15 protein-coding genes are annotated in these 21,950 nt (G+C 71.7%); 7 read left to right on the forward strand and 8 right to left on the reverse strand.

What is annotated here, in order from left to right; translation table 11 throughout:
- The first annotated feature begins 164 nt into the window (after window positions 1-164).
- The 7 genes from OHS70_RS09840 (at window position 165) to OHS70_RS09870 (ending at window position 10,213) form a co-directional block, all read left to right on the forward strand.
- Entirely contained in the window at window positions 165-398 is a 234-nt protein-coding gene (locus tag OHS70_RS09840; protein WP_328395787.1) for a DUF397 domain-containing protein, read from the forward strand.
- A gap of 415 nt (window positions 399-813) precedes the next feature.
- Complete coding sequence (locus OHS70_RS09845; RefSeq protein WP_328395789.1) at window positions 814-4,158, forward strand: SCO5717 family growth-regulating ATPase; 3,345 nt, start codon at window positions 814-816, stop codon at window positions 4,156-4,158.
- Between the two features lie 199 nt (window positions 4,159-4,357).
- A complete protein-coding gene (locus OHS70_RS09850) occupies window positions 4,358-6,259 on the forward strand; it encodes an ABC transporter substrate-binding protein (protein ID WP_328395791.1) in 1,902 nt (633 codons plus the stop codon).
- 3 nt (window positions 6,260-6,262) lie between these two features.
- Complete coding sequence (locus OHS70_RS09855) at window positions 6,263-7,321, forward strand: ABC transporter permease (protein WP_328395793.1); 1,059 nt, start codon at window positions 6,263-6,265, stop codon at window positions 7,319-7,321.
- Window positions 7,318-8,247: an ABC transporter permease gene (locus OHS70_RS09860; protein WP_328395795.1), complete on the forward strand. Its 930-nt coding sequence runs from the start codon at window positions 7,318-7,320 to the stop codon at window positions 8,245-8,247. The genes OHS70_RS09855 and OHS70_RS09860 overlap by 4 nt, the downstream gene beginning before the upstream one ends.
- The gene (locus OHS70_RS09865) at window positions 8,244-9,236 is read left to right on the forward strand and encodes an ABC transporter ATP-binding protein (protein ID WP_328395797.1); all 993 of its coding nucleotides are present in this window, start codon (window positions 8,244-8,246) and stop codon (window positions 9,234-9,236) included. The genes OHS70_RS09860 and OHS70_RS09865 overlap by 4 nt, the downstream gene beginning before the upstream one ends.
- Window positions 9,233-10,213, forward strand: coding sequence for an ABC transporter ATP-binding protein (locus OHS70_RS09870; RefSeq protein ID WP_328395799.1), 981 nt, complete (start codon window positions 9,233-9,235; stop codon window positions 10,211-10,213). Before OHS70_RS09865 ends, OHS70_RS09870 begins: the two co-directional genes overlap by 4 nt.
- A gap of 348 nt (window positions 10,214-10,561) precedes the next feature.
- Here OHS70_RS09870 and OHS70_RS09875 read toward each other — a convergent pair whose 3' ends face one another.
- The 8 genes from OHS70_RS09875 to nusA all read right to left on the reverse strand — a co-directional run bounded on the left by OHS70_RS09875 (window position 10,562) and on the right by nusA (window position 21,949).
- Window positions 10,562-11,518, reverse strand: a complete 957-nt coding sequence (locus tag OHS70_RS09875; RefSeq protein ID WP_328395801.1) for a bifunctional riboflavin kinase/FAD synthetase — start codon at window positions 11,516-11,518, stop codon at window positions 10,562-10,564.
- A complete protein-coding gene (locus OHS70_RS09880; RefSeq protein ID WP_328395803.1) occupies window positions 11,419-15,246 on the reverse strand; it encodes a serine protease in 3,828 nt (1,275 codons plus the stop codon). Before OHS70_RS09880 ends, OHS70_RS09875 begins: the two co-directional genes overlap by 100 nt.
- A 222-nt stretch (window positions 15,247-15,468) precedes the next feature.
- Window positions 15,469-16,365: a tRNA pseudouridine(55) synthase TruB gene (gene truB, locus OHS70_RS09885; protein ID WP_328395805.1), complete on the reverse strand. Its 897-nt coding sequence runs from the start codon at window positions 16,363-16,365 to the stop codon at window positions 15,469-15,471.
- The gene (gene rbfA / locus OHS70_RS09890) at window positions 16,362-16,808 is read right to left on the reverse strand and encodes a 30S ribosome-binding factor RbfA (RefSeq protein ID WP_328395807.1); all 447 of its coding nucleotides are present in this window, start codon (window positions 16,806-16,808) and stop codon (window positions 16,362-16,364) included. Before rbfA ends, truB begins: the two co-directional genes overlap by 4 nt.
- Window positions 16,809-16,855: 47 nt before the next feature.
- A complete protein-coding gene (locus OHS70_RS09895) occupies window positions 16,856-17,149 on the reverse strand; it encodes a DUF503 domain-containing protein (protein ID WP_328395809.1) in 294 nt (97 codons plus the stop codon).
- Window positions 17,150-17,288: 139 nt separating this feature from the next.
- Complete coding sequence (infB, locus tag OHS70_RS09900; RefSeq protein WP_328395811.1) at window positions 17,289-20,402, reverse strand: translation initiation factor IF-2; 3,114 nt, start codon at window positions 20,400-20,402, stop codon at window positions 17,289-17,291.
- 152 nt (window positions 20,403-20,554) lie between these two features.
- A complete protein-coding gene (locus OHS70_RS09905) occupies window positions 20,555-20,833 on the reverse strand; it encodes a YlxR family protein (protein WP_328395813.1) in 279 nt (92 codons plus the stop codon).
- A gap of 120 nt (window positions 20,834-20,953) precedes the next feature.
- Window positions 20,954-21,949 (reverse strand): transcription termination factor NusA, encoded by a 996-nt coding sequence (gene nusA, locus OHS70_RS09910; RefSeq protein WP_328395815.1) that lies wholly within the window; start codon window positions 21,947-21,949, stop codon window positions 20,954-20,956.
- Window position 21,950: the final 1 nt, after the last annotated feature.

Genomic DNA, 21,950 nt, shown 5'->3' on the forward strand with positions numbered 1-21,950 from the left:
CCGCGTGGAGTCTCTTTGCCGTGAACGGTCCCCGAACTGGCCCGCGTCCCGGGGCACGGCTGACCTAGGATGCCCGAAGTGACGCAGAGCGACAGTGACATACGCGGCATCACTGTGCATGTGGGCACGTTCATCTCGGCTGTGATCGAAAGGAAGCCACGCTGATGGGGAGCGCACAAGAGAAGGACGAGCTGTACGCACTCGACATCTCGAACGTCGAGTGGCAGGGCGCCCCCGGCACGAGTCCGGACGAGGAGCGGGTCGAGATCGCTCATCTTCCGGGCGGCGCCGTGGCCATGCGGTCGTCCCTGGATCCGGAGACCGTGCTGCGATACACCGAAGCCGAATGGCGGGCCTTCGTACTCGGGGCACGCGACGGTGAGTTCGACCTGCAGTAAGCCGCCGGGTGTGCGGGTGGTGCCGGTTCCTGGCAGCCGGCGCCGTCACCGCTGCCGTGCGGGCGGCCTGCGCCTGACGGGCCGGCCGGGGCGTGCCGACGGGTCGGACCGGCCGGTCTCCATGAATTCCATGAGCAGTTGTCCCGGTTTGCCATGCGATCCCTCACGCTCTGCCGCGCCCGCATCACGTGGGGGCAGGGCGTGACGAACGGGACAGCAGTCGGCCACGGGTCCGCCCTGCCGGTGCGGCATCGTTGACGATTAGGGTGGGTGGAGGCGCGGCACAAGAACCTGCGGGCGTGTTCGCCGCGTCCCAGGGGGAGAGCCGGGCCGATCGGTTTCCACGGTGGCCCCCAAGCACCATCCAACACGGCACAAGGGTGCTCGACCACACCAGGCACACCAGGAGGCAATAGTGAACGGCGATCGGGACGACATCCACGGGGGCTGGAACATTCCCGTCGACGAGTCCGACGCGGAGCCCGCCGAGCTGACGGGTGAGTTCACCATCGACTACACCCCGCCGGCCTGGTACACGCAGAACGCTTCGGGCGACACCTCGGGCGGGGGCCCTGCTCAGCAGACGCCTCCTCCGCCGCCGCCGGGCGGTGCGCCGGTCGCTGTGCCGGGGCTGCCCGCAGGGAGCGGCTTCGAGCCGAACTGGGCGCCGGCTCCGCCGCCGGCGCAGGCGCCTGCACCCATAGCCTCCGCGCCTGCCGCTCCGGTTCCGCCAGCCGCTGCCCCGGTCGCGTCCGTGTCACCGGCTGCGACGGAGCCGGCCCAGGCCGCGCCCCCGCAGGCGCCGGCGCCTACGACACCGACCCCGCCTGCCGTTGCCGCACCGGCCGCCGACGCCTCGCCTTCCTTCGGCGGCGGCGACCTGGAGAGCGGGGCGACCATGCGCTTCTCCGCCGCCGCTCTCAAGCGTGAGATGGCGGAGCGGGCCGCTGCCACGGAGACGGAACAGGGGGCCGCATCCGGCGAGGCGGCCGTACCGGCGGCCGGCGAACCCGCTGCCACCGCCGATGGTTCGGACACGGCTGACGAGTCGACGGCGGCCGCTTCCGAGGAGGAGGCCGCCGCCGAGGCGGAGGCTTCCGAGGAATCCGCCGCGGAGGCCGGCCCTGGTACGGACGCCGGTACGGGCACGTCCGAAGGCCATGACGTCCAGGTTCAGGCGAGCTCCGAAGAGCCGTCGGCGGAGGCGAACGAAGCTGCGGAGGGCGCCGAGGCCGCCGAGAGCGCGGCTGACGTGCCGTCCGACGCTGTCCCCACCGACGCGCTGTCCGACGCCGTCCCCGCCGACGCGCCCTCCGACGCCGTCCCCGCCGACGCGGTTCCTGACGCGGTCGCGCACGAGGACGCCGCGCCTGCCGTCGTCGAACCGCAGGACACACCGCCGGCCGGGGCACAGCCCTGGTCGCAGGCGCCGGCCGCGCCGAGCGCCGGACTGCCGCCGCTGCCGCCCGCCTATCAGCCGGCCGCGCCGGCCGCAGCGCCGCAGTGGCCCGCGGCGGCTCCGAACGCCGACCAGTCCGCGCCGCCGCAGGCCCAGCCGAGGTGGCCGGGCCAGCCGCCCGCACCCGGACAGCAGGGCGGCTACGGATTCCCGCAGCAGGCCCCGCCCGGACAGCCCGCCCCAGGCACACCGGTCCCACCCCCGGCCGCCGCGCAGGTACCCAACACCCCCACGCCGCAAGGCGGCTCCGGATTCCCGCAACAGACCGCACCCGGCCAGCAGCCCGGCACCCCCACGCCGCAGGCCGGCTATGGCTTCCCGTACCCGGGCCAGCCCGGTCATCAGGGTCAGCAGCCCGGCACCCCCACGCCCCAGGGCGGCTACGGATTCCCCCAGCAGACCGCACCCGGACAGCAGCCCGGCACCCCCGCGCCGCAGGCCGGCTATGGCTTCCCGTACCCGGGCCAGCCCGGTCATCAGGGTCAGCAGCCCGGCACCCCCACGCCGCAGGCCGGCTATGGCTTCCCGCACCCGGGCCAGCCCGGTCAGCCCGGCGCCCCCGCACCCGGACAGCAGGGCGGCTACGGATTCCCCCAGCAGGCCGCACCCGGACAGCCCGCACCAGGCACACCGGTCCCACCACCGGCCGCCGCGCAGGTACCCAACACCCCCACGCCGCAAGGCGGCTACGGCTTCCCCCAACAGACCGCACCCGGCCAGCAGCCCGGCACCCCCGCGCCCGCACCGATCCCCTCGCAGGCACAGCCGCTGGCGCAGCCTCAGGCACCGCACGCGCCGAACCTGCCCGCGCAGCAGGGCGGGCCGCAGCCCGCCGGTCCCGTCGACCCGCGCACCGGTGCCGCCTGGCCCACGCCGGTCACGCACGACCAGCGCGAGCGGTCCGTGCCGGGTGCGCCGCTCGGTTACACGGCCGCGGTCGAGCTCTCCTCGGACCGTCTGCTGCGCAACAACAAGCAGAAGGCCAAGTCGAGCCGTAACCCCTCCAGTGCCGCACGGTTCAAGATCGGCGGCAAGAAGGAGGAGGCCGAGCGGCAGCGCAAGCTCGAGCTGATCCGTACGCCGGTGCTGTCCTGCTACCGGATCGCCGTCATCAGCCTCAAGGGCGGCGTCGGCAAGACCACGACGACCACCGCGCTGGGCTCGACGCTGGCCAGCGAGCGTCAGGACAAGATCCTCGCGATCGACGCCAACCCGGACGCGGGCACGCTCGGCCGCCGGGTGCGCCGCGAGACCGGGGCCACCATCCGTGACCTGGTGCAGGCCATCCCGTACCTCAACTCGTACATGGACATCCGCCGGTTCACCTCGCAGGCGCCCTCCGGTCTGGAGATCATCGCCAACGACGTGGACCCGGCCGTGTCGACGACGTTCAACGACGAGGACTACCGGCGCGCGATCGACGTGCTGGGCAGGCAGTACCCGATCATCCTCACGGACTCCGGCACAGGTCTGCTCTACAGCGCCATGCGCGGAGTGCTGGATCTGGCCGACCAGCTGATCATCATCTCGACGCCGTCCGTCGACGGTGCGAGCAGCGCTTCGACCACGCTCGACTGGCTGTCCGCGCACGGGTACGCCGAGCTGGTGCAGCGGTCCATCACGGTCATCTCCGGGGTCCGCGAGACCGGCAAGATGATCAAGGTGGACGACATCGTGGCGCACTTCAAGACGCGCTGCCGCGACGTCGTCGTCGTGCCGTTCGACGAGCACCTGGCGGCCGGTGCCGAGGTGGATCTCGACATGATGCGGCCGAAGACCCGTGAGGCGTACTTCAACCTCTCGGCCCTGATCGCCGAGGACTTCGTGCGCGCCCAGCAGCAGCAGGGGCTGTGGACGGCTGATGGCAACCCGCCGCCGCAGGCGGCCCCGCCGATGCCGGGTCAGGGACAGCCGCAGCCGCAGTGGCAGGGACAGGGACAGCCGCCGATGCACGGGCAACCGCCGGTGCCGGGGCACCCGTACCCGCCGCAGTACCCCCAGCAGCCGCACCCGCAGCAGCCCCAGCAGCCGTACGGCGGCCCTCAGCAGGGCTACCCGCCCCAGGGCTGGCAGCAGTCGCCCTCGCAGACCCCGTCGCCCGCGAACCCGGCCGCCGTACCGCCCGCACAGGCGGGCGGTCCTGGTCAGGCGCTGCCGGCGGGAGCCCCCGCCGCCCCGGGTCAGGCGCTCCCGCCGGGTACTCAGGCCGGTCCGGGGCAACCCGAGTTGCAAGGCCCTGTACCGCCGGCCGGATGGCCGCAGCAGCAGCCGCCGCAGGCACCGCCAGCCCCTCAGCAGTAGCGCTTCAGAGGTCTCGACCAATGAGGGCCCGCACCGTCTCCACGGTGCGGGCCCTCATCGCATTCCCGCAGCCCACACGCGGTTTGAGGACCCGTTGACGCGGCTTCACCACCGCTGATAAACCTCGCTTCACCAGCTGGCGAACCAGAGATCACCAACCCGCCTTCTCCGAGTGAGTAATGACGCGAGGTCACCGTCCATGGTCACTACAGCTTCACCACACAGCTCCCGGCAGCGCCCCCGCTTCCGACTGGTTCTCGCCGCGGGCACAGCGGCCTCCGCGCTTGCGATGACCGGGGCGATCGTCCCCCAGGCGCAGGCCCAGCCCCAGGAGCGCGCCCTCGCCCCGTCGCAGACCCAGGCCCGGGCGGCCGCCGCAAAGGACGACAAGGGCGGCAAGAAGGTCCTCACGGTCGCCGTGTCGCAGAGCGTGGACTCCCTGAGTCCGTTCCTCGCGTCCCGGTTGATCAGCACCTCGGTCCACCGTCTGGCCTACGACTACCTGACGAATTACGACGCCAAGGACGGCCGTACGATCCCGGGCCTCGCCACCAAGTGGGAGGTGTCCCCGGACAAGCTCACCTGGACGTTCACGATCCGCGACGACTCCACGTGGTCCGACGGCAAGCAGGCCACCGCCGAGGATGCCGCCTGGACGTTCAATAAGATGATGTCGGACGAGAACGCCGCCACCGCCAACGGCAGCTTCACCGCCAACTTCAAGAAGGTCACCGCGACCGACGCCCGCACCCTGGTGATAGAGCTGAAGCAGCCGCAGGCCACGATGACGGCACTGGACGTGCCGATCGTGCCCAGGCACGTGTGGGAGAAGGTCGGCGACTTCTCGAAGTTCAACAACGACAAGCAGTTCCCGATCGTCGGCAACGGCCCGTTCGTCATCACCGACTTCAAGGTCGACCAGTATGTGAAGCTCAAGCCGAACAAGGACTTCTGGCGTGGCGCGCCCAAGTTCGACGAGCTGGTCTTCAAGTACTACAAGGACGGTGACGCGGCGGTCGCCGCGCTGCAGAAGGGCGAGGTCTCCTTCGTCCAGGGCCTGACCCCGGCCCAGGCGGCCGCCCTCAAGAACGCCAAGAACATCGCGGTCAACGACGCCCCCGGCCGCCGTTTCTTCGCCCTCGCCACCAACCCCGGCGCGCGGTCCAAGGACGGCAAGAAGTTCGGCAGCGGCCACAAGGCCCTGCTCGACCCGGCCGTACGCAAGGCGCTCTTCCACGCCACCGACCGCAGGACCATCGTCGAGAAGGTCTATCAGGGGCATGCGGTCGAGGGCGAGGGCTACATCCCGCCGCGCTTCGCGGCGTACTTCTGGAAGCCGGAGGCGGGCCAGAGGACCGACTACGACCCGGCGAAGGCGGCCAGGCTCCTCGACGAGGCCGGCTACAAGAAGAACGGCAGCGGCAAGCGCGCCGGCAAGGACGGCAAGGCGCTGAACTTCCGTATCCTCTGCCACGCCACCGACCCGAACGACAAGGCGATCGGCAAGTATCTGCAGGAGTGGTGGGGCGAGCTCGGTATCGGCCTGAAGGTCGAATGCCTCGACAACGTCTCCGACCCCTGGCTCGCGGGCGACTACGACCTGGCCTTCGACGGATGGTCCGTCAACCCGGACCCGGACTTCGTGCTGTCCATCCACACCTGCGCGGCGCTGCCCGCCACTCCGAAGGACACCGGCGCGACCGACAACTTCATCTGCGACAAGCAGTACGACGAGCTGTACGCTAAGCAGGCGGCCGAGTACGACCCGGCCAAGCGTGCCGAGCTGGTCAAGCAGATGGAATCGCGGCTGTACGACACGGGCTACATGAATGTCCTCGCGTATCCGAACGCCGTCGAGGCGTACCGTACCGACCAGATCAAGTCCATCACGACGATGCCCGAGGCCGCGGGCAACATCTACGGCCAGGACGGCTACTGGAGCTGGTGGTCGGCCGAGCCGGTCGCCGCTGACGGCAGCAGCTCCGACAGCGGCTCGTCGACGGGTGTGGTGATCGGCATCGGCGCGGCCGTCGTCCTCGCCGCGGCCCTCGGGTTCTTCGTCGCGATGCGTCGCCGTTCCACCGCGGAAGACCGTGAATAGTCGATGAGCACCACAAGCACGACCGGCACCACCGGCACCACCGCCGTGGCGCGGGCCCCCAAGGCCCGCGCCACGAGCGCCGATGCCCGCGCCTATCTGTTCTATGTGGGCGGCAAACTCGCGGGGGCGGCGGTCTCGCTGCTCGCCGTGCTCGTCACGAGCTTCTTCCTGTTCCGGATCATCCCGGGCGACCCGGTCAAGGCCATGACGCACGGCATGCCGACATCTGCGGAGCAGATGGCCACCCTGCGCCGCCAGTTCGGGCTCGACCAGCCGATGTGGCAGCAGTTCACCGACTACTGCGCCAAAGCGCTCAGCGGTGATCTGGGGATGTCGTACCAGTTCCATGCCCCCGTCGGGGAGCTGATCTGGCTGAAGCTGCCGGCGACGCTGCTCCTCACCGGTGTGGCGGTGGTGATCTACTCGGCGATCGGGCTGTGGCTGGGTACGCGCTCGGCGTGGCGCCACGGCAGTCTCGGCGACAAGCTCAACACGGGAGTGGCGCTGACCCTGTGGTCGGTCCCGTCGTTCTGGCTCGGCCTTCTGCTGATCATCACCTTCTCGGTGGGGATCGGGCCGATCCCCGGCCTGTTCCCGACCGGCGGTATGGAGTCTGGCACCGAGAGCGGCTTCGCGTACGTCCTCGACGTGGCGCACCACATGGTGCTGCCGGTGATCACACTGGTCGCCGTCGGCTATGCGCAGACGCTGCTGGTGATGCGTTCCTCGCTGCTGGACGAGATGGGCAGCGACTATCTGACGACGGCGCGGGCCAAGGGGCTGCGGGACGACTCGGTGCGCCGCAGGCATGCCGTTCCCAATGCGCTGCTTCCCACGGTCACCATGGTGTTCATCAATCTGGGGCATGTGGCGGCCGGCTCGATCCTCGTGGAGACGGTCTTCTCCTGGCCGGGCCTCGGCGGACTCTTCTACCAGGCGCTCAGCGTGCCCGATCTGCCGCTCGTGCAGGGCCTCTTCGTGGTCTTCGCCGGCGCGATGATCCTGATGAACCTGCTTGCCGATCTGCTGTATCCGCTGCTCGATCCACGGGTGGGCCGATGACGACGACACCGGTAGCGAAGACCGAGCAGGCCGGGCGGACCGCGGCCTCCCTGGCCTGGGCACGCCGCCGCCACTCGGTGGCCCGGTTCTGGAAGGCGTACCGCTCCCGTCGCGCGGGGCTCTACGGTCTCGCCGCGCTGACGCTCATCGCCTTGGTGGCGGTGGCCGCGCCCTGGCTGGTGGGCGCTGACGTGCAGAGCGTGACGAACGCGCCGGGCTCGGCGCTGGAGAAGCCGAGCGGTGAATTCCCGCTCGGGACGGACCAGTTCGGCCGCTCGCTGCTGGGTCTGCTGCTGTGGGGAGCGAGGATCTCGCTCACCGTCGGCCTGCTGGCTGCCGCGCTGTCGGTGGCCATCGGCACGCTGATCGGCATCATCGCCGGTCACTACGGCGGCTGGTTCTCCACGGTGCTGATGCGGATCACGGACTGGTTCCTGGTGATGCCGACACTGGTGCTGGCGATCGTGCTGGCCACCGTGATGTCGCGCAGCGTGTGGACCGTGATCGTCGCGATCGGCGTCACCAGCTGGCCGACGACGGCCCGGCTGGTACGCGCCCAGACCATCGCGGTCGAGTCCCGTCCCTACATCGAGCGTGCCAAGGCGCTCGGCGGCGGCCACGGCCACATCATGAACCGTCATGTCCTGCCCAATGTGATGCCGCTGGTGCTCGCGCAGACCACACTCGGTATCTCCAGCGCCATCCTCACGGAGGCGACGCTGGCCTTCCTCGGCCTCGGTGATCCGACGGTCGTCTCCTGGGGCGGCATGCTGCAGGACGCGCGCGAGGCCGGCGCAGTCTCCTCGGGCCACTGGTGGTACCTGGCACCGCCCGGTATCGCCATCGCGGTCGTGGCACTCGCTTTCACGCTGTGCGGGCGGGCGATCGAGTCCGTGCTGAACCCGAAGCTGGGGGTGGCTCGTTGAGCCTGCTCGAGGTCAGGAACCTCCATGTGACGTACGGCTCCGGAGCGCGGGCCGTGCCCGCGGTGCGCGGCGTCGACCTGTCCCTGGCCGCGGGCCGCAAGCTCGGCATCGCGGGCGAGTCCGGCTGCGGCAAGTCGACCATCGCACTGGCGCTGCTGCGGCTGCTGCCCGCGTCGGCCAGGCTGACCGGCGAGATCCTGCTGGACGGCGAGGACGTCCTCACCATGAAGTGGGGGCGGCTGAGGGCCGTGCGGTGGGCGGGGGCGTCGATCGTCTTCCAGGGTGCCATGCACTCCCTGAACGCGGTGCACCGCATCGGCGACCAGATCGCCGAGCCGATCCTGCTGCACCGCAGGTCCACGACCGAGGCAGAGGCTGCCACGCGCGTCGGCGAGCTGCTCGAGCATGTGGGGCTGCCCACCTCACGCGCGGACGCCTATCCGCACGAGCTGTCCGGCGGCCAGCGGCAGCGGGTGATGATCGCGATGGCGCTCGCCTGCGATCCGCAGCTGATCGTCGCGGACGAGCCGACGACGGCGCTCGATGTGATGATCCAGGCGCAGATCCTCCGGCTGATCGAGCAGCTGGTCGCCGAGCAGAGCATCAGTCTGCTGATGATCAGCCACGATCTGGGAGTGCTGGCCGACACCTGCGACCGCCTCGCGGTGATGTACGCGGGCCGGGTCGTCGAGGAGGGCCCGGCCCGGGCGGTGTACGCGGCGGCGGAGCATCCGTACGGGCGGGCTCTGTCCGCCGCCTTCCCCCGTATCGGCGACCCGGCCTCGCGCCGCGCCCCGCGTGGCCTGCCCGGTGACCCGCCCGATCCGGCGGCGCTGCCGGGCGGGTGCACGTTCCATCCGCGCTGCCCGGTCGCGGTGGAGGCGTGCGCCGAGGAGGACCAACTGCTGGCGGTGGCCGGTGAGGACCACCGTGCGGCGTGCGTGCATGTGGGCACCGCCCCCGAAGCCGTTGTCAGGAGCCAGTCATGACCACCACTCCCCTGCTGTCGGCCGACGGTCTGCATGTCGCCTTTCCCGGGCGACGCGGCGGGCGGACGGCACGTGCCGTCGACGGGGTCGATCTGGACATCGGCACCGGTGAGATCGTCGCCCTGGTCGGTGAGTCCGGCTGCGGCAAGACCACGCTGGCGCGTTCCCTGCTCGGCCTGGTGCCGCCCACCTCGGGCCGGGTCACCTTCGGCGGCGCCCCTCTCGCCTACGGATCCCGGGCGCTCAAGGCGTACCGCAAGCGCGTGCAGCTGGTGCTCCAGGATCCGAGCGGATCGCTCAATCCGCGGCACACGGTGTACGACGCGGTCGCCGAGGGGCTGCGGATCCACGGATACGCCGGGGACGAGCGCGAGGCCGTCGCCGAGGCGCTCTCGCGCGCGGGTCTGCGTCCGCCCGAGCGCTTCTTCCTGCGCTACCCGCACGAGCTCTCGGGCGGCCAGCGTCAGCGCGTGGTCATTGCGGGCGCCCTCGTGCTGGAGCCCGAACTGATCGTCGCCGACGAGCCGGTGGCCTCACTGGACGCCTCCGTACGGGGCGAGATCCTCGCGCTGCTCCTGCGGCTGCGCGACGAACTGGGCCTGTCCGCGCTGGTGGTGACGCACGACCTCGGTCTGGCCTGGAACATCGCGGACCGGGTCGCTGTCATGTACCTCGGCCGTATCGTGGAGACCGGGCCGGTGGAGGACGTCCTGACAAGCCCTCGGCATCCCTACACGAAGGCCCTGTTGTCGGTCCTGCCGGAATCCGGCCTGCCGCCCGTCGTCCTGAGCGGCGAGCCCCCGGACCCTTCGCGCATCCCAGAAGGCTGCCGCTTCCATGTCCGCTGCCAGGTGCTGTCGTCGGGCGAGGCGACGCGGGCGGGGGTGTCCGACCTGTGCCGCACCCAGGACCTGCCGATACTGCCGAGCGCGGCGGAGGCGCACGTGGCATGCCACTGGGCGACGCGGCCGCGATGACGGGTCGCGTCCGCCCTCACGGGATGAGGTACGCCGGGGTCGGTTCCGGGACCTGACGCGGCGCAGCTCGCGCGGAGCGCGGTGACCGGGCGGCGGAGTCGCACATCGGATGCGGCGCTGCCCGGACACGAACCCTGGAACGGTCAGACGTCACGCACACGGACCGGGCCGGTCCCGGGATCCGGCGACGGCCGACGGGACGACGGGACGACGCCGGCGTGGCGACACGCACCCGGCACGCGAAACGGCCCGTTGCGTCGTGCCGTGCCCCCGTTCCGCGGAACGCATGCCCACAGCGCGACCGACGAGTGACCACGCAGTGGCCGGGCCGCGCCCGCCCGGTCGGGGTCAGCCCCGGGCGTCGTACGCGCCGCTCAGCTCACGGCACTTCTTGACGTCCTCGCCGATCGCGTCCAGCAGTGACTCGATCGAGTCGAACTTCTCCTGGCCGCGCACGTACGCCAGGAAGTCCACCATCACGTGCAGTCCGTACAGGTCGAGCCCCACACGGTCGATCGCATACGCCTCGACGGTCCGCTCCGTGCCGTCGAACTGCGGATTCGTGCCGACCGAGATCGCGGCGGGCATCCGCTCGCCGTCGGCGGTCAGCCAGCCCGCGTACACCCCGTCCGCCGGGATCGCGGTGTGCGGCAGGGTCTCCACGTTCGCCGTGGGGTAGCCGAGCTCACGCCCCCGCTGTGCGCCACGCACGACCACGCCCTCGACGCGGTGCGGCCGGCCCAGGATCTCCGCCGCGCCCTCGACATCGCCCTCGGCGACGAGCCGCCGGGTCAGCGTCGACGAGAACGGCTCGCCGCCGCCCGCCGCGCCGCTCACGTACAGGTCGACGACCTCGACCTCGTAGTCGTACGTGGCGCCCAGTTCGGACAGGAAGGCGACGTTGCCCGCGGCGCGGTGGCCGAAGCGGAAGTTCGGGCCCTCGATGACCGCGCGTGCGTGCAGCTTGTCGACCAGCACCTTCACGATGAAGTCGGCGGGCGACAGCTTCGAGAACTCGGCGGTGAAGGGCAGGATCAGCACAGCGTCCACGCCCAGCTCGGCCATGAGCTCCGCGCGCCGGTGGTGCGGGGCGAGCAGCGGCGGGTGGCTGCCCGGGCGGACGACCTCGCTCGGATGCGGGTCGAACGTCACCACGACCGAGGGCACGCCCAGGTCGCGGGCCCGCTCCACCGCGCGGCCGATGATCAGCTGGTGCCCGCGGTGCACCCCGTCGTAGGAGCCGATGGTGACGACGCTGCGTCCCCAGTCCTCGGGGATGTCCTCCAAGCCACGCCAGCGCTGCACTGTGACCGCTCCTCGCCCGAACCTGTGTCCATGATTGCCTCTTGCGCAGGTCTAAGACTGCCATGCCCGCGGCGTGCGGTCGGCATCGGCACCGGACAGGCAATCGGCACAAGGGCCCGGCGGGTGCCCGGACCGACCACCGCCGCCCACTCCTGCGGCGCCGTAGCCAGCCATCCGGTCAGCGACGCGGCGAAGCCGGGCAGCTCGTGTGCCAGCTCCACGAGCCGGCGGTCGAGACGGGCCGCACCGCCCGGACTGCGCGCGAGCAGCAGCCCCGTGCGGTGCACCAGCTCCCTGGTCCGGGGCTCGGTACGGACCGTGCAGCCCAGCGCCGCCGCGCTCAGCACGGCCTCCAGCACGGCCAGATCCCGTGCCTCGTACTGCTCGTACTCCAGCAGTACGTCGAGCAGCTCGGCGCGCAGCGGCCGGGACGTCGCGCCGCCCGGGGCGGCCAGCACCGGGGCGAGGGCAGCGCGCACCTGGGGCGGGCGGCCGCGCAGCAGGCGTGCGACGAGGGGGAAGAGGAGGTCGCGCGCACCCGGTCCCCGTTCGAGGAGACGTCCGACGTATACGGCTGCCTGCCGTGCGGCCTGCGGTCGGTGGTCGACGTACTCGCAGACGAGCGCGGCGGCGCGGCGGGCCGGGGCCGGAGCGGTGATGCCGGCGAGGACGCCGAGGATCTCGCCGCCCTCGTCGGCATCGTCCGCGCGCCGGTCGCCGGGCGGCGCCAGCAGCCTGGCCCGGAAGGCGGCGAGCACGGGCCCGGGGTGGTCGGCGAGTGCGGGCGCGAGCGCCCGAGCGGACAGCCCGGGCGCACCGGCCGTGTACGCCGCCAGCGCTGCGTCCAGGTGGTGGGGGCGGCTGACCGGATCCCGGACGAGGAGCATGAGCGCGGGGGCGCGCACGGCGGGGTCCGGGGGTCCGTCGAGCAGCGCGAGCGCTGCCTGGCGCAGCAGTTCGTGATCGGCCGGACGGGTCGCCGCGGCCGCGGTGGCGGGCGCGTGTGCGGCGGCAGCGCCACGGCGCCGCGGACGCGGGTCGCGGGCCCAGCGTGCCACGGCCCGGCACAGCGCGGAGGGCTCGTCCTCGGCGAGTGCGGCGAGCAGTTCCGCGGCACGGGGGTGGGCGGTGTCGACCAGTGCCTCGGTGAGATCGTCGACGGCAAGGCCGCGCCGGGCGTAGAGCAGGGCTTGAGCCGCCATGGCGACGGTGGGGCGAACGGTCGCGTCGGGCCCGGCGGGCAGCGGCGTGGTGTCGGCGAACCAGCGGCACAGCAGCGGCTGTACGGCTCCCGGGTCGGCGGCGAGCCGGGCCGCCGCGACGTCCAGGTAGCGCCGCCCGCCGCCCCGGCCGGACCGGTCGCCGTGCGGCGGGTCGTCGGGGACGAGCCGCCGCAGCAGATCGAGACGGGTGGCCTCGCAAAGGGGCAGCCGCTCCCAGAAGCCGGGTCCGAACGCGTCCGGGTCGCGCAGGCGGACGAGCCGCAGCAGCACGTCGGCGTACGGCTCCGCGTCCGGCACCCGCCGCAGCACCTCGCCGAGCAGCCGGCGCGCCCACCAGCGGGCGTCGCCCGATACTGCCCGGGGCTGCTCCAGAGCGCGGGCCAGTCCGGTCAGCCGCCGCTCCAGCGCGGCCGGTCCGTGCAGCGGGTCCAGCCGGAGCAGAGCGTGGACGACGATGCCGAGGCGATGCCGCGGGACCGGCTGTCCGGCACCCGGCTGCGGGCGGTGGACGAGGCGGTCCAGCGTGGCGTCGACATCCAGGTGGGCGCCCAGGATCCACTCGGCGACCTCCTCGTGCGCGAAGCGGTACCCGGGCCCCGCCGCCACGATCAGCCCCTCGGCTAACACGGCGGATTCCCACCCGGAGAACAGTTCCTCGAACGAGGCGCGGTCCAGATCCCCCTGCCCCGTCGCCAGACACCGCCGGGCCATCTCGTGGACGTGCCCCGCGAGGGATGCCGCGAGCCGGCGCACGGCGCTGCCGGGCGCGTCACCGGCGGCCCCTGCGGCGATACGCAGACAGACCAGATCCAGATACGCGCCGAACAGATCCGCGCGTACCGGGCGCGCAGGCATGTCCGCGCCGGGGGCGTCCCGCACCTCGCCGTAGATCCTCAGCGCCAGCGGATGCAGGGCGTCGGCTCCGGCGAGCATGGCGTCGGGCACCCGGCACAGCTCCCGCATCCGCCGCGCCTCGTCCGGTGTGAACTCCCCGATGGGCACGGCCGGCGGGTCCTCCCCCGGTCCCGCCTCCGGTCGACCGGCCCTTCCCCGGGCCGTATCGATCCACTGACCCGGTGCCCCCGACGAGCCCGTGCGCCCGCCGGATCGCAGCGCCGGCAGGCGCAGCCGGTCGTCGCCGTCCGTCTCCCCCGCCGCGCCGCCCGCCCGCACTGCCTCGACCGCTCCCGCGCCGTCGTCCGCCCCCACCCCGACTCGGTGCACGCCCGCCGGACACAGCGCCGCATCCGGCAATGCCGTGCGAGGCCGCACATGCACCGTGCCGGAAGCTCGCAGCACCGCCCTGCGCTCCGGCACACGGACTCGTGCGGCGCCCGCGCCCGATCCGTACAGCACGCCCGGCGGGTACAGCGTCCCCGCCGCCTCCCAGTGCTCCGGGCGGCACCCGATGATCAGCCGGGTGTCCGTCGCCGTCAGCCATGCCACCGTGTTCGCCGTCCACCGGGACGTGGCCTCCGGCGGCAGCGGCGGGGCTTCCTCGGGTCCGTCCAGAACGATGAGCAGCGTGTGTCCGGCCTCCCGGGCCAGGCCCGCCACGCGGTCCGGGGTGATGCCCGCGGTCATGGCGGCCGGCCCCGACGCGGCGAGGAACCGTGCGGCCGCGTCGGCGATCGACGTGTCGTCGGCGCGCAGGTCGGCGCCTCGGATCCGGAGCGTGGGCGCGGGCGTACGGCGGGAGGCGAGCGCGGTGAGCTCGGTGGTGCGGCCCGTGCCGGGTGCGCCGACGAGCGCGGCCACCAGGGCCGTGGCACCGTCGGCGAAGTCGTCCAACTGCCGTGCGACACCCGGCCTTTCGATCCTGGGACCGTGCGCATCGCGCGCCGCGGTGAGTTCCAGCACCGCCGCCAGGTTCAGATCGTCACCGTACGCGGGCACTGTTGTCCCATTGCGCCGCAGCAGGGCGGCCAGCGGCCCGTCTGGCGCCCGGCCGGCGGCGCGCAGCGGTACGGCGCATGCCGCCGTGGCATGGCCGCAGCGCAGCGCGGTACCGAGGATTCCGAGCACCGCTCCGGTACGGGCGTCGAGCACCGGGCCCCCGGCCGCCGCGCCGCCGAGGCGCAGCGCGTCGCTGCCGTCCGTACCGATCGCCAGTTCCAGCGCGTCGTCGATGGCATGACGGGAGCCGGCGGCGCCGTACGTGGCCCGGGTCGTGCCCAGTACGCGTGCCTCGCGCCAGCCGTGGGCCGCGAGCCGTACGTACCTCCCCGACTCGGTCCCGTCGCGCGTGCCGATCGGCAGGGGCGGTACGCCCAGCCCGTCGGCACGCAGCAGCGCGAGTCCGTGGTGCGGCAGTGCCGTGACGGCGTCGCCCTCGGCGGAGCAGACTCGCCCGCCGGAGGCGTACAGCATCACCCGCGCCTGCCCGTCGACTGCCTCATGGCTGGTCACCACCGTGCCGAGGCGGTCGGCGACGAAGCCGGTGCCGCGCGGCCGCCCGGCCGGATCGCAGATGCGCACCAGCGCTGCCAGGTCCCCGCTTCCCATACCGTCGACGGTAGGTCGCCAGTGATCAACAAGAGAAGGCTGTGAGTGAACGCGCCCCCCAGTGCTCCCGCGGTTCACTCCGTGCGCCTGCCCGATCAGGTGATTACGCGGTCCGGAAGGGATAGACCTCTGCCTGGGGGAAGCGAGGGGGATCGTGGAACGGGCAGCGGCGCTGCCCGTTCCACGAGGAATCAGAGGAATCCGGTGAGTCCCGCGGCCGGGTCAGCCGAAGACGGCGAGGCTCTTGGCCTTGCCCTTGTGCTCCTCGACCAGAGCCACGAAACGCCCGTCCGGCCCGAAGACCGCCACCGGCGAGGCCCCCTGTGCCGGCATCTCCAGCCGCACTCCGTTGGTGAGCAGCTTCGCCTGCCTGCCGTCCACGTCCCAGCGCGGGAACGCGGCGGCGGCGGCTTCGGCGATCGGCATGACCGTCAGCTCCTGCTGCAACTGGTCGAGCGTCTTCGCCGCGTCCAGTCCGTACGGGCCCACGCGTGTGCGCCGCAGTGCCGTCAGATGCCCGCCGACGCCCAGATCGGCGCCGAGGTCACGGGCCAGCGCCCGGATGTACGTCCCGGAGGAGCAGACCACGGAGACCACCAGGTCCAGGACGCGCAGCCCGTCCTCGGTCACCCCGTCGCGCACGTCGTAGACGCGGAAGGACGACACGGTCACCGGCCGGGCGGGGATGTCGAACTCCTCGCCGCCGCGCACCCGTGCGTACGACCGCTTGCCGTCGATCTTGATGGCGCTGACCTTGGACGGCACCTGCATGATGGCGCCGGTCAGCTTGGCGACTCCCGCGTCGATGGCCTCCCGGGTGACCCCGGAGGCGTCGGACGAGGACGTGATCTCGCCCTCCGCGTCGTCGGTGACGGTGTTCTGCCCCAGCCGGATGGTGCCGAGGTACTCCTTCTCGGTCAGCGCGAGATGACCGAGCAGTTTGGTGGCCCTCTCGACCCCGAGGACAAGCACCCCGGTGGCCATGGGGTCCAGCGTCCCCGCGTGTCCGACACGGCGGGTCTTCGCGATCCCGCGCATCTTGGCGACGACGTCGTGCGAGGTGAAGCCGGACGGCTTGTCGACGATGACAAGGCCGTCCGGCGTCCTGTTGTCCGTCATTCCGACGCTTCGTCCTCGTCGGTCTCGGGCTTGCGGTACGGGTCGGCCTCGCCGGCGTACGCGGCGCCCGAGGACGCCTCGCGCACCTTGGCGTCGGAGGCGCGCGCCTTGTCGAGGAGGTCCTCGATCGTCTTGGCGGTCTCGGGGAGGGCGTCGGCGACGAAGGTGAGCGTCGGCGTGAACTTCGTGCCGGCCGCCGCACCGACCGCGGAGCGCAGGATGCCCTTGGCGCTCTCCAGGCCCGCCGCCGCAGTGGCGCGGTCCTCGTCGTCGCCGTAGACCGTGTAGAAGACCGTCGCCTCCCGCAGATCACCGGTGACCCGGGTGTCCGTGATGGTCACATGCGTGCCCAGCCGGGGGTCCTTGATGCCGCGCTGCAGCTTCTCGGCGACCACCTCCCGGATGAGGTCCGCCAGCTTCTTCGCCCGCGCGTTGTCGGCCACTGGTCCTTCTCCCTTTTCCTGCTCTTCGTGCTGTGCCTTGCACAGGTTCAGTCTTCGTCGCTGTGGAGTCTGCGTCTAACGGACAGCAGTTCCACCTCGGGCCGGGCGGCGACCATGCGCTCGCACCGGTCCAGTACGTCTGTGAGGTGCCCGGTCTCCCCGGACACCATGGCCAGGCCGATCTCGGCCCGGCGATGGAGATCCTGGCCGCCCACTTCCGCCGCGCTCACCGCGTATTTGCGCTGGAGCTCGGCCACGATGGGGCGGACCACGGAGCGCTTCTCCTTCAGCGACCGTACGTCGCCGAGAAGCAGATCGAAGGACAGTGTCCCCACATACATGTATGTCCGGATGTCCCGCCGGTTCGGGGTCTGGGGCCCCGCCGCGGCTGCTTGGCAGGGACATCAGCACCGTACACGCAACGGCCGGGGCCGATCGACGGAAATATGTCCCGTCGACCGGCCCCGGACAGGCTGCGTGTCAGCCGCGAGGCTTCTCGCGCATCTCGTACGTCGCGATGACGTCGTCGATCTTGATGTCGTTGAAGTTTCCGAGGTTGATACCACCCTCGAAGCCTTCGCGGATCTCGGTGACGTCGTCCTTGAAGCGGCGCAGGCCCTCGATGTTGAGGCTCTCCGCGATGACCTTGCCGTCACGGATGAGTCGGGCCTTGGTGTTGCGCTTGACCTCGCCGGAGCGGATGAGAACACCCGCGATGTTGCCCAGCTTGGACGAGCGGAAGACCTCGCGGATCTCCGCCGTACCGAGCTCGACCTCTTCGTACTCCGGCTTGAGCATGCCCTTGAGGGCCGCCTCGATCTCCTCGATGGCCTGGTAGATCACCGAGTAGTAGCGGACGTCGACGCCCTCGCGCTCCGCCATCTGCGCGGCACGGCCGGCCGCACGGACGTTGAAGCCGATGACGATGGCGTCGGAGCCCATCGCCAGGTCGATGTCGGACTCGGTGACCGCACCCACACCGCGGTGCAGGACGCGGATCTCGACCTCTTCGCCGACGTCGAGCTGGAGCAGCGAGGACTCGAGAGCCTCCACCGAACCGGACGCGTCGCCCTTGATGATGATGTTGAGATCCTGCACCAGACCGGCCTTGAGCACCTTGTCGAGGTCCTCGAGGGACACCCGGCGGGTGCGCTTGGCGAAGGCCGCGTTGCGCTCACGCGCAGCGCGCTTCTCGGCGATCTGACGGGCCGTACGGTCCTCGTCGACGACGAGGAAGTTGTCGCCGGCGCCGGGGACGTTGGTGAGACCCAGGACCAGGACGGGGGTCGACGGACCCGCTTCCTCCACGTTGTTGCCGTTGTCGTCGAGCATCGCCCGGACACGGCCGTACGCGTCACCGGCGACCATCGTGTCGCCGACGCGCAGCGTGCCTCGCTGGACCAGGACGGTCGCGACGGCGCCGCGGCCGCGGTCGAGGTGGGCCTCGATCGCAATACCCTGCGCGTCCATCTCGGCGTTCGCCCGGAGGTCGAGCGAAGCGTCCGCGGTGAGGACCACGGCCTCCAGCAGGGAGTCGATGTGCAGACCCTGCTTGGCGGAGATGTCGACGAACATCGTGTCGCCGCCGTACTCCTCGGCCACCAGACCGAACTCGGTCAGCTGACCGCGCACCTTGGTCGGGTCCGCGCCCTCGACGTCGATCTTGTTGACCGCGACCACGATCGGCACACCGGCCGCCTTGGCGTGGTTCAGCGCCTCGATCGTCTGGGGCATCACACCGTCGTTCGCCGCCACCACGAGGATCGCGATGTCGGTGGACTTGGCACCACGGGCACGCATGGCGGTGAACGCTTCGTGACCCGGGGTGTCGATGAAGGTGATCTTGCGCTCTTCACCGTTGACCTCGGTGCCGACCTGGTACGCACCGATGTGCTGCGTGATGCCGCCGGCCTCGCCCGCAACGACGTTCGTCTTGCGGATGGCGTCGAGCAGTCGGGTCTTACCGTGGTCGACGTGACCCATGACGGTCACGACCGGCGGACGGGAGACGAGCATTTCCTCGCCGCCCTCGTCCTCGCCGAACTCGATGTCGAAGGACTCGAGAAGCTCGCGGTCCTCCTCCTCCGGGCTGACGATCTGAACGGTGTAGTTCATCTCGTCGGCGAGAAGCTGCAGCGTCTCGTCGGAGACGGACTGCGTGGCCGTGACCATCTCACCGAGGTTCATCATCACGGCGACGAGCGACGCCGGGTTGGCGTTGATCTTCTCCGCGAAGTCGGTGAGGGAGGCACCGCGCGACAGGCGAACGGTCTCGCCGTTGCCGCGAGGCAGCATCACACCGCCGACCGACGGGGCCTGCATGGCCTCGTACTCCTGGCGCCTCTGCCGCTTCGACTTACGGCCACGACGCGCCGGACCGCCGGGACGGCCGAACGCACCCTGCGTGCCACCACGGCCGCCGGGACCACCCGGACGTCCGCCGAAGCCGGGACGACCGCCGCCGAAGCCGCCGCCACCGCCACCGGGGCCACCGCCACCGGGACGGCCGGCGAAGCCGCCGCCGCCACCGGGACGACCGGCACCGCCGCCGCCACCGGGACGGCCGGCGAAGCCGCCGCCGGCCGGACGACCGGCACCGCCGGGACGACCGGCGCCGCCACCGGGACCGCGACCGCCGCCACCGGGGCCGCCACCAGGACGGGGACCGGCAGCAGGACGCTGCGGCATCATGCCCGGGTTCGGGCGATTACCACCGGGACCGCCGCCAGGGCCCGCGGAACGGGGAGCCTGCGGACGAGGCATGCCGCCCGGGGTCGGACGGGGACCGCCCTGGCCCTGCGGGCGCGGAGCACCGCCGGGGCCACCCTGCGGACGCGGGGCACCGGAAGCGGCGCCGCCAGGTCCACCGGGGCCGGGACGTGCACCACCCGGACGGGGCGCCTGCGGGCGCGCCATGCCGGTGGAGCCACCGGAGGTGAAGGGGTTGTTGCCCGGACGAGGACCGGCCGGACGGCCACCGGGACGCGGAGCGCCCTGACCGCCGGCGGGACGTGCCGGACGCTCGCCGCCGCGGCCGCCGTCACGCTGACCGCCGGCCGGAGCCGGACGGGCGGGGCGAGGACCGGGAGTACCCGCGGGACGCGGGGACTGCGGTGCGGCGGGCTGGGCCGGGGCCGGAGCCGAGAACTCGGCGGCGGGCACCGGAGCCGCCGGAGCGGGCTTGGCCGGTGCGGGCTTGGGACCCGGAGTCGGACGCGGGCCCGGAGCCGGGGCCGCGGAGGGGGTGCTGCTCACGGGCGCGGCGGCCGGCTTGGGGGCCGGGGCGCCGGGCTTCGGGGCAGCAGGACGTGCCGCGCCGGCCGGAGACGGCGCAGCGGGTGCAGAGGGGCCGCCCGCGCGGTTGCCCGCTGCGGGGGAGGGCGTCGCCTTGCGGGGCGCGCCAGGCTTGGCAGCAGTCTTGCCGGCGCCACCGCCGGGACCCTGCAAAGCGTCAGTCAATTTGCGTACAACCGGCGCCTCGATCGTCGAGGACGCCGAACGGACGAATTCACCGAGTTCTTGGAGCTTGGCCATGACGACCTTGCTCTCCACGCCGAACTCCTTGGCGAGTTCGTATACCCGGACCTTAGCCACTTCGCTCCTTTTAGGTCCGGGTTACCGCCGGACCGTCGCTACTTCATGGGCGTACTCATCGCGTACTCATCGAGTGCTCATCGCAATCTCGACCTACTTCCAACTCGCGAGGTACCTGACCGCACGGTGTTCCGTGCCGTACGTCTTTCTTCTTACAGTGCTGCCTGCTCAACATGCCGCCGTACATCAGCGGTCTCAAGCGGACCCTGGACCCTGAAGGCCCTCGGGAACGCCCGGCGGCGGACCGCCAGGTCGAGACAGACCAAGGCGGGGTGTACATACGCACCCCGGCCGGGCAGCGTACCGCGATCATCGGGGACGCATGCGTCCCCGATCACCACGATGCGCAGCAGATCGCTCTTGGCCGCTCGCTCCCGGCATCCCACACAGGTTCGCTCAGGGCACACGCGGGCATGCGTCCGGCCAGACACGGTTAAGTCTACCTCCCCGCACCGACCTCACCCCTTTGGGGCAAAAATCGAACGGTTGTTGTCCAGATCTGCGCGACACCCCGCCGTCAAGCCCAACGGGATCTCCCACCGATACATTCCTCAGCCCTGGTCGGATCCCTGCTCCGTGTCCGGGCGGATGTCGATGCGCCAGCCGGTCAGGCGGGCGGCGAGGCGGGCGTTCTGCCCCTCCTTGCCGATCGCCAGTGACAGCTGGTAGTCGGGAACGGTCACCCGTGCGGAGCGCGCGCCGAGATCGACCACCTCGACCTTGCTGACGCGGGCCGGCGACAGGGCGTTGGCGACCATCTCCGCCGGGTCGTCCGACCAGTCGACGATGTCGATCTTCTCGCCGTGCAGTTCGGCCATCACATTGCGCACCCGGCCGCCCATCGGGCCGATACAGGCGCCCTTGGCGTTCAGGCCCGAACGGGTGGAGCGGACCGCGATCTTGGTGCGGTGACCGGCCTCACGGGCGATCGCCGCGATCTCGACGCTGCCGTCCGCGATCTCCGGGACCTCCAGCGCGAAAAGCTTCTTGACCAGGTTCGGGTGGGTGCGCGACAACGTCACGGACGGGCCGCGCACACCCTTGGCCACGCGGACCACATAGGTGCGCAGCCGCAGGCCGTGCGTGTACTCCTCGCCCGGCACCTGCTCCTGCACCGGAAGGATTGCCTCGAGCTTGTCGTCCAACTTGACCAGGACGTTCTTCGGGTCCTTGCCCTGCTGCACCTGACCTGCGACGACATCGCCCTCACGGCGCGCGTACTCGCCGAAGGTCACATCGTTCTCGGCGTCCCGCAGACGCTGCTGGATGACCTGGCGGGCGGTCGTGGCGGCGATCCGGCCGAAGTCCGACGGGGTGTCGTCGAACTCCTTGGGCTCCTGGCCCTCCTCCAGATCCGCCGGGTCCTCCTTGGCCCACACGGTCACATGGCCGGTGTCCCGGCTGAGCACCACGCGCGCGTGGCGGCGGCTGCCCTCGGTGCGGTGGTACGCGATGAGGAGGGCCGATTCGATCGCCTCGACCAGCAGTTCGAAGGGAATTTCCTTCTCCTGCGCGAGGCCCTTGAGAAGCTTCACGTCGATGTCCACG

Source organism: Streptomyces sp. NBC_00390, assembly GCF_036057275.1.
In the GTDB taxonomy this organism is placed as follows: domain Bacteria; phylum Actinomycetota; class Actinomycetes; order Streptomycetales; family Streptomycetaceae; genus Streptomyces.

Coding starts and splice junctions, on each gene's coding strand:
- OHS70_RS09840 (WP_328395787.1), top strand. CDS start 165: ATGGGGAGCGCACAAGAGAAGGACGAGCTGTACGCACTCGACATCTCG.
- OHS70_RS09850 (WP_328395791.1), top strand. CDS start 4,358: ATGGTCACTACAGCTTCACCACACAGCTCCCGGCAGCGCCCCCGCTTC.
- OHS70_RS09855 (WP_328395793.1), top strand. CDS start 6,263: ATGAGCACCACAAGCACGACCGGCACCACCGGCACCACCGCCGTGGCG.
- OHS70_RS09860 (WP_328395795.1), top strand. CDS start 7,318: ATGACGACGACACCGGTAGCGAAGACCGAGCAGGCCGGGCGGACCGCG.
- OHS70_RS09870 (WP_328395799.1), top strand. CDS start 9,233: ATGACCACCACTCCCCTGCTGTCGGCCGACGGTCTGCATGTCGCCTTT.
- OHS70_RS09880 (WP_328395803.1), bottom strand. CDS start 15,246: ATGGGAAGCGGGGACCTGGCAGCGCTGGTGCGCATCTGCGATCCGGCC.
- truB (WP_328395805.1), bottom strand. CDS start 16,365: ATGACGGACAACAGGACGCCGGACGGCCTTGTCATCGTCGACAAGCCG.
- OHS70_RS09895 (WP_328395809.1), bottom strand. CDS start 17,149: ATGTATGTGGGGACACTGTCCTTCGATCTGCTTCTCGGCGACGTACGG.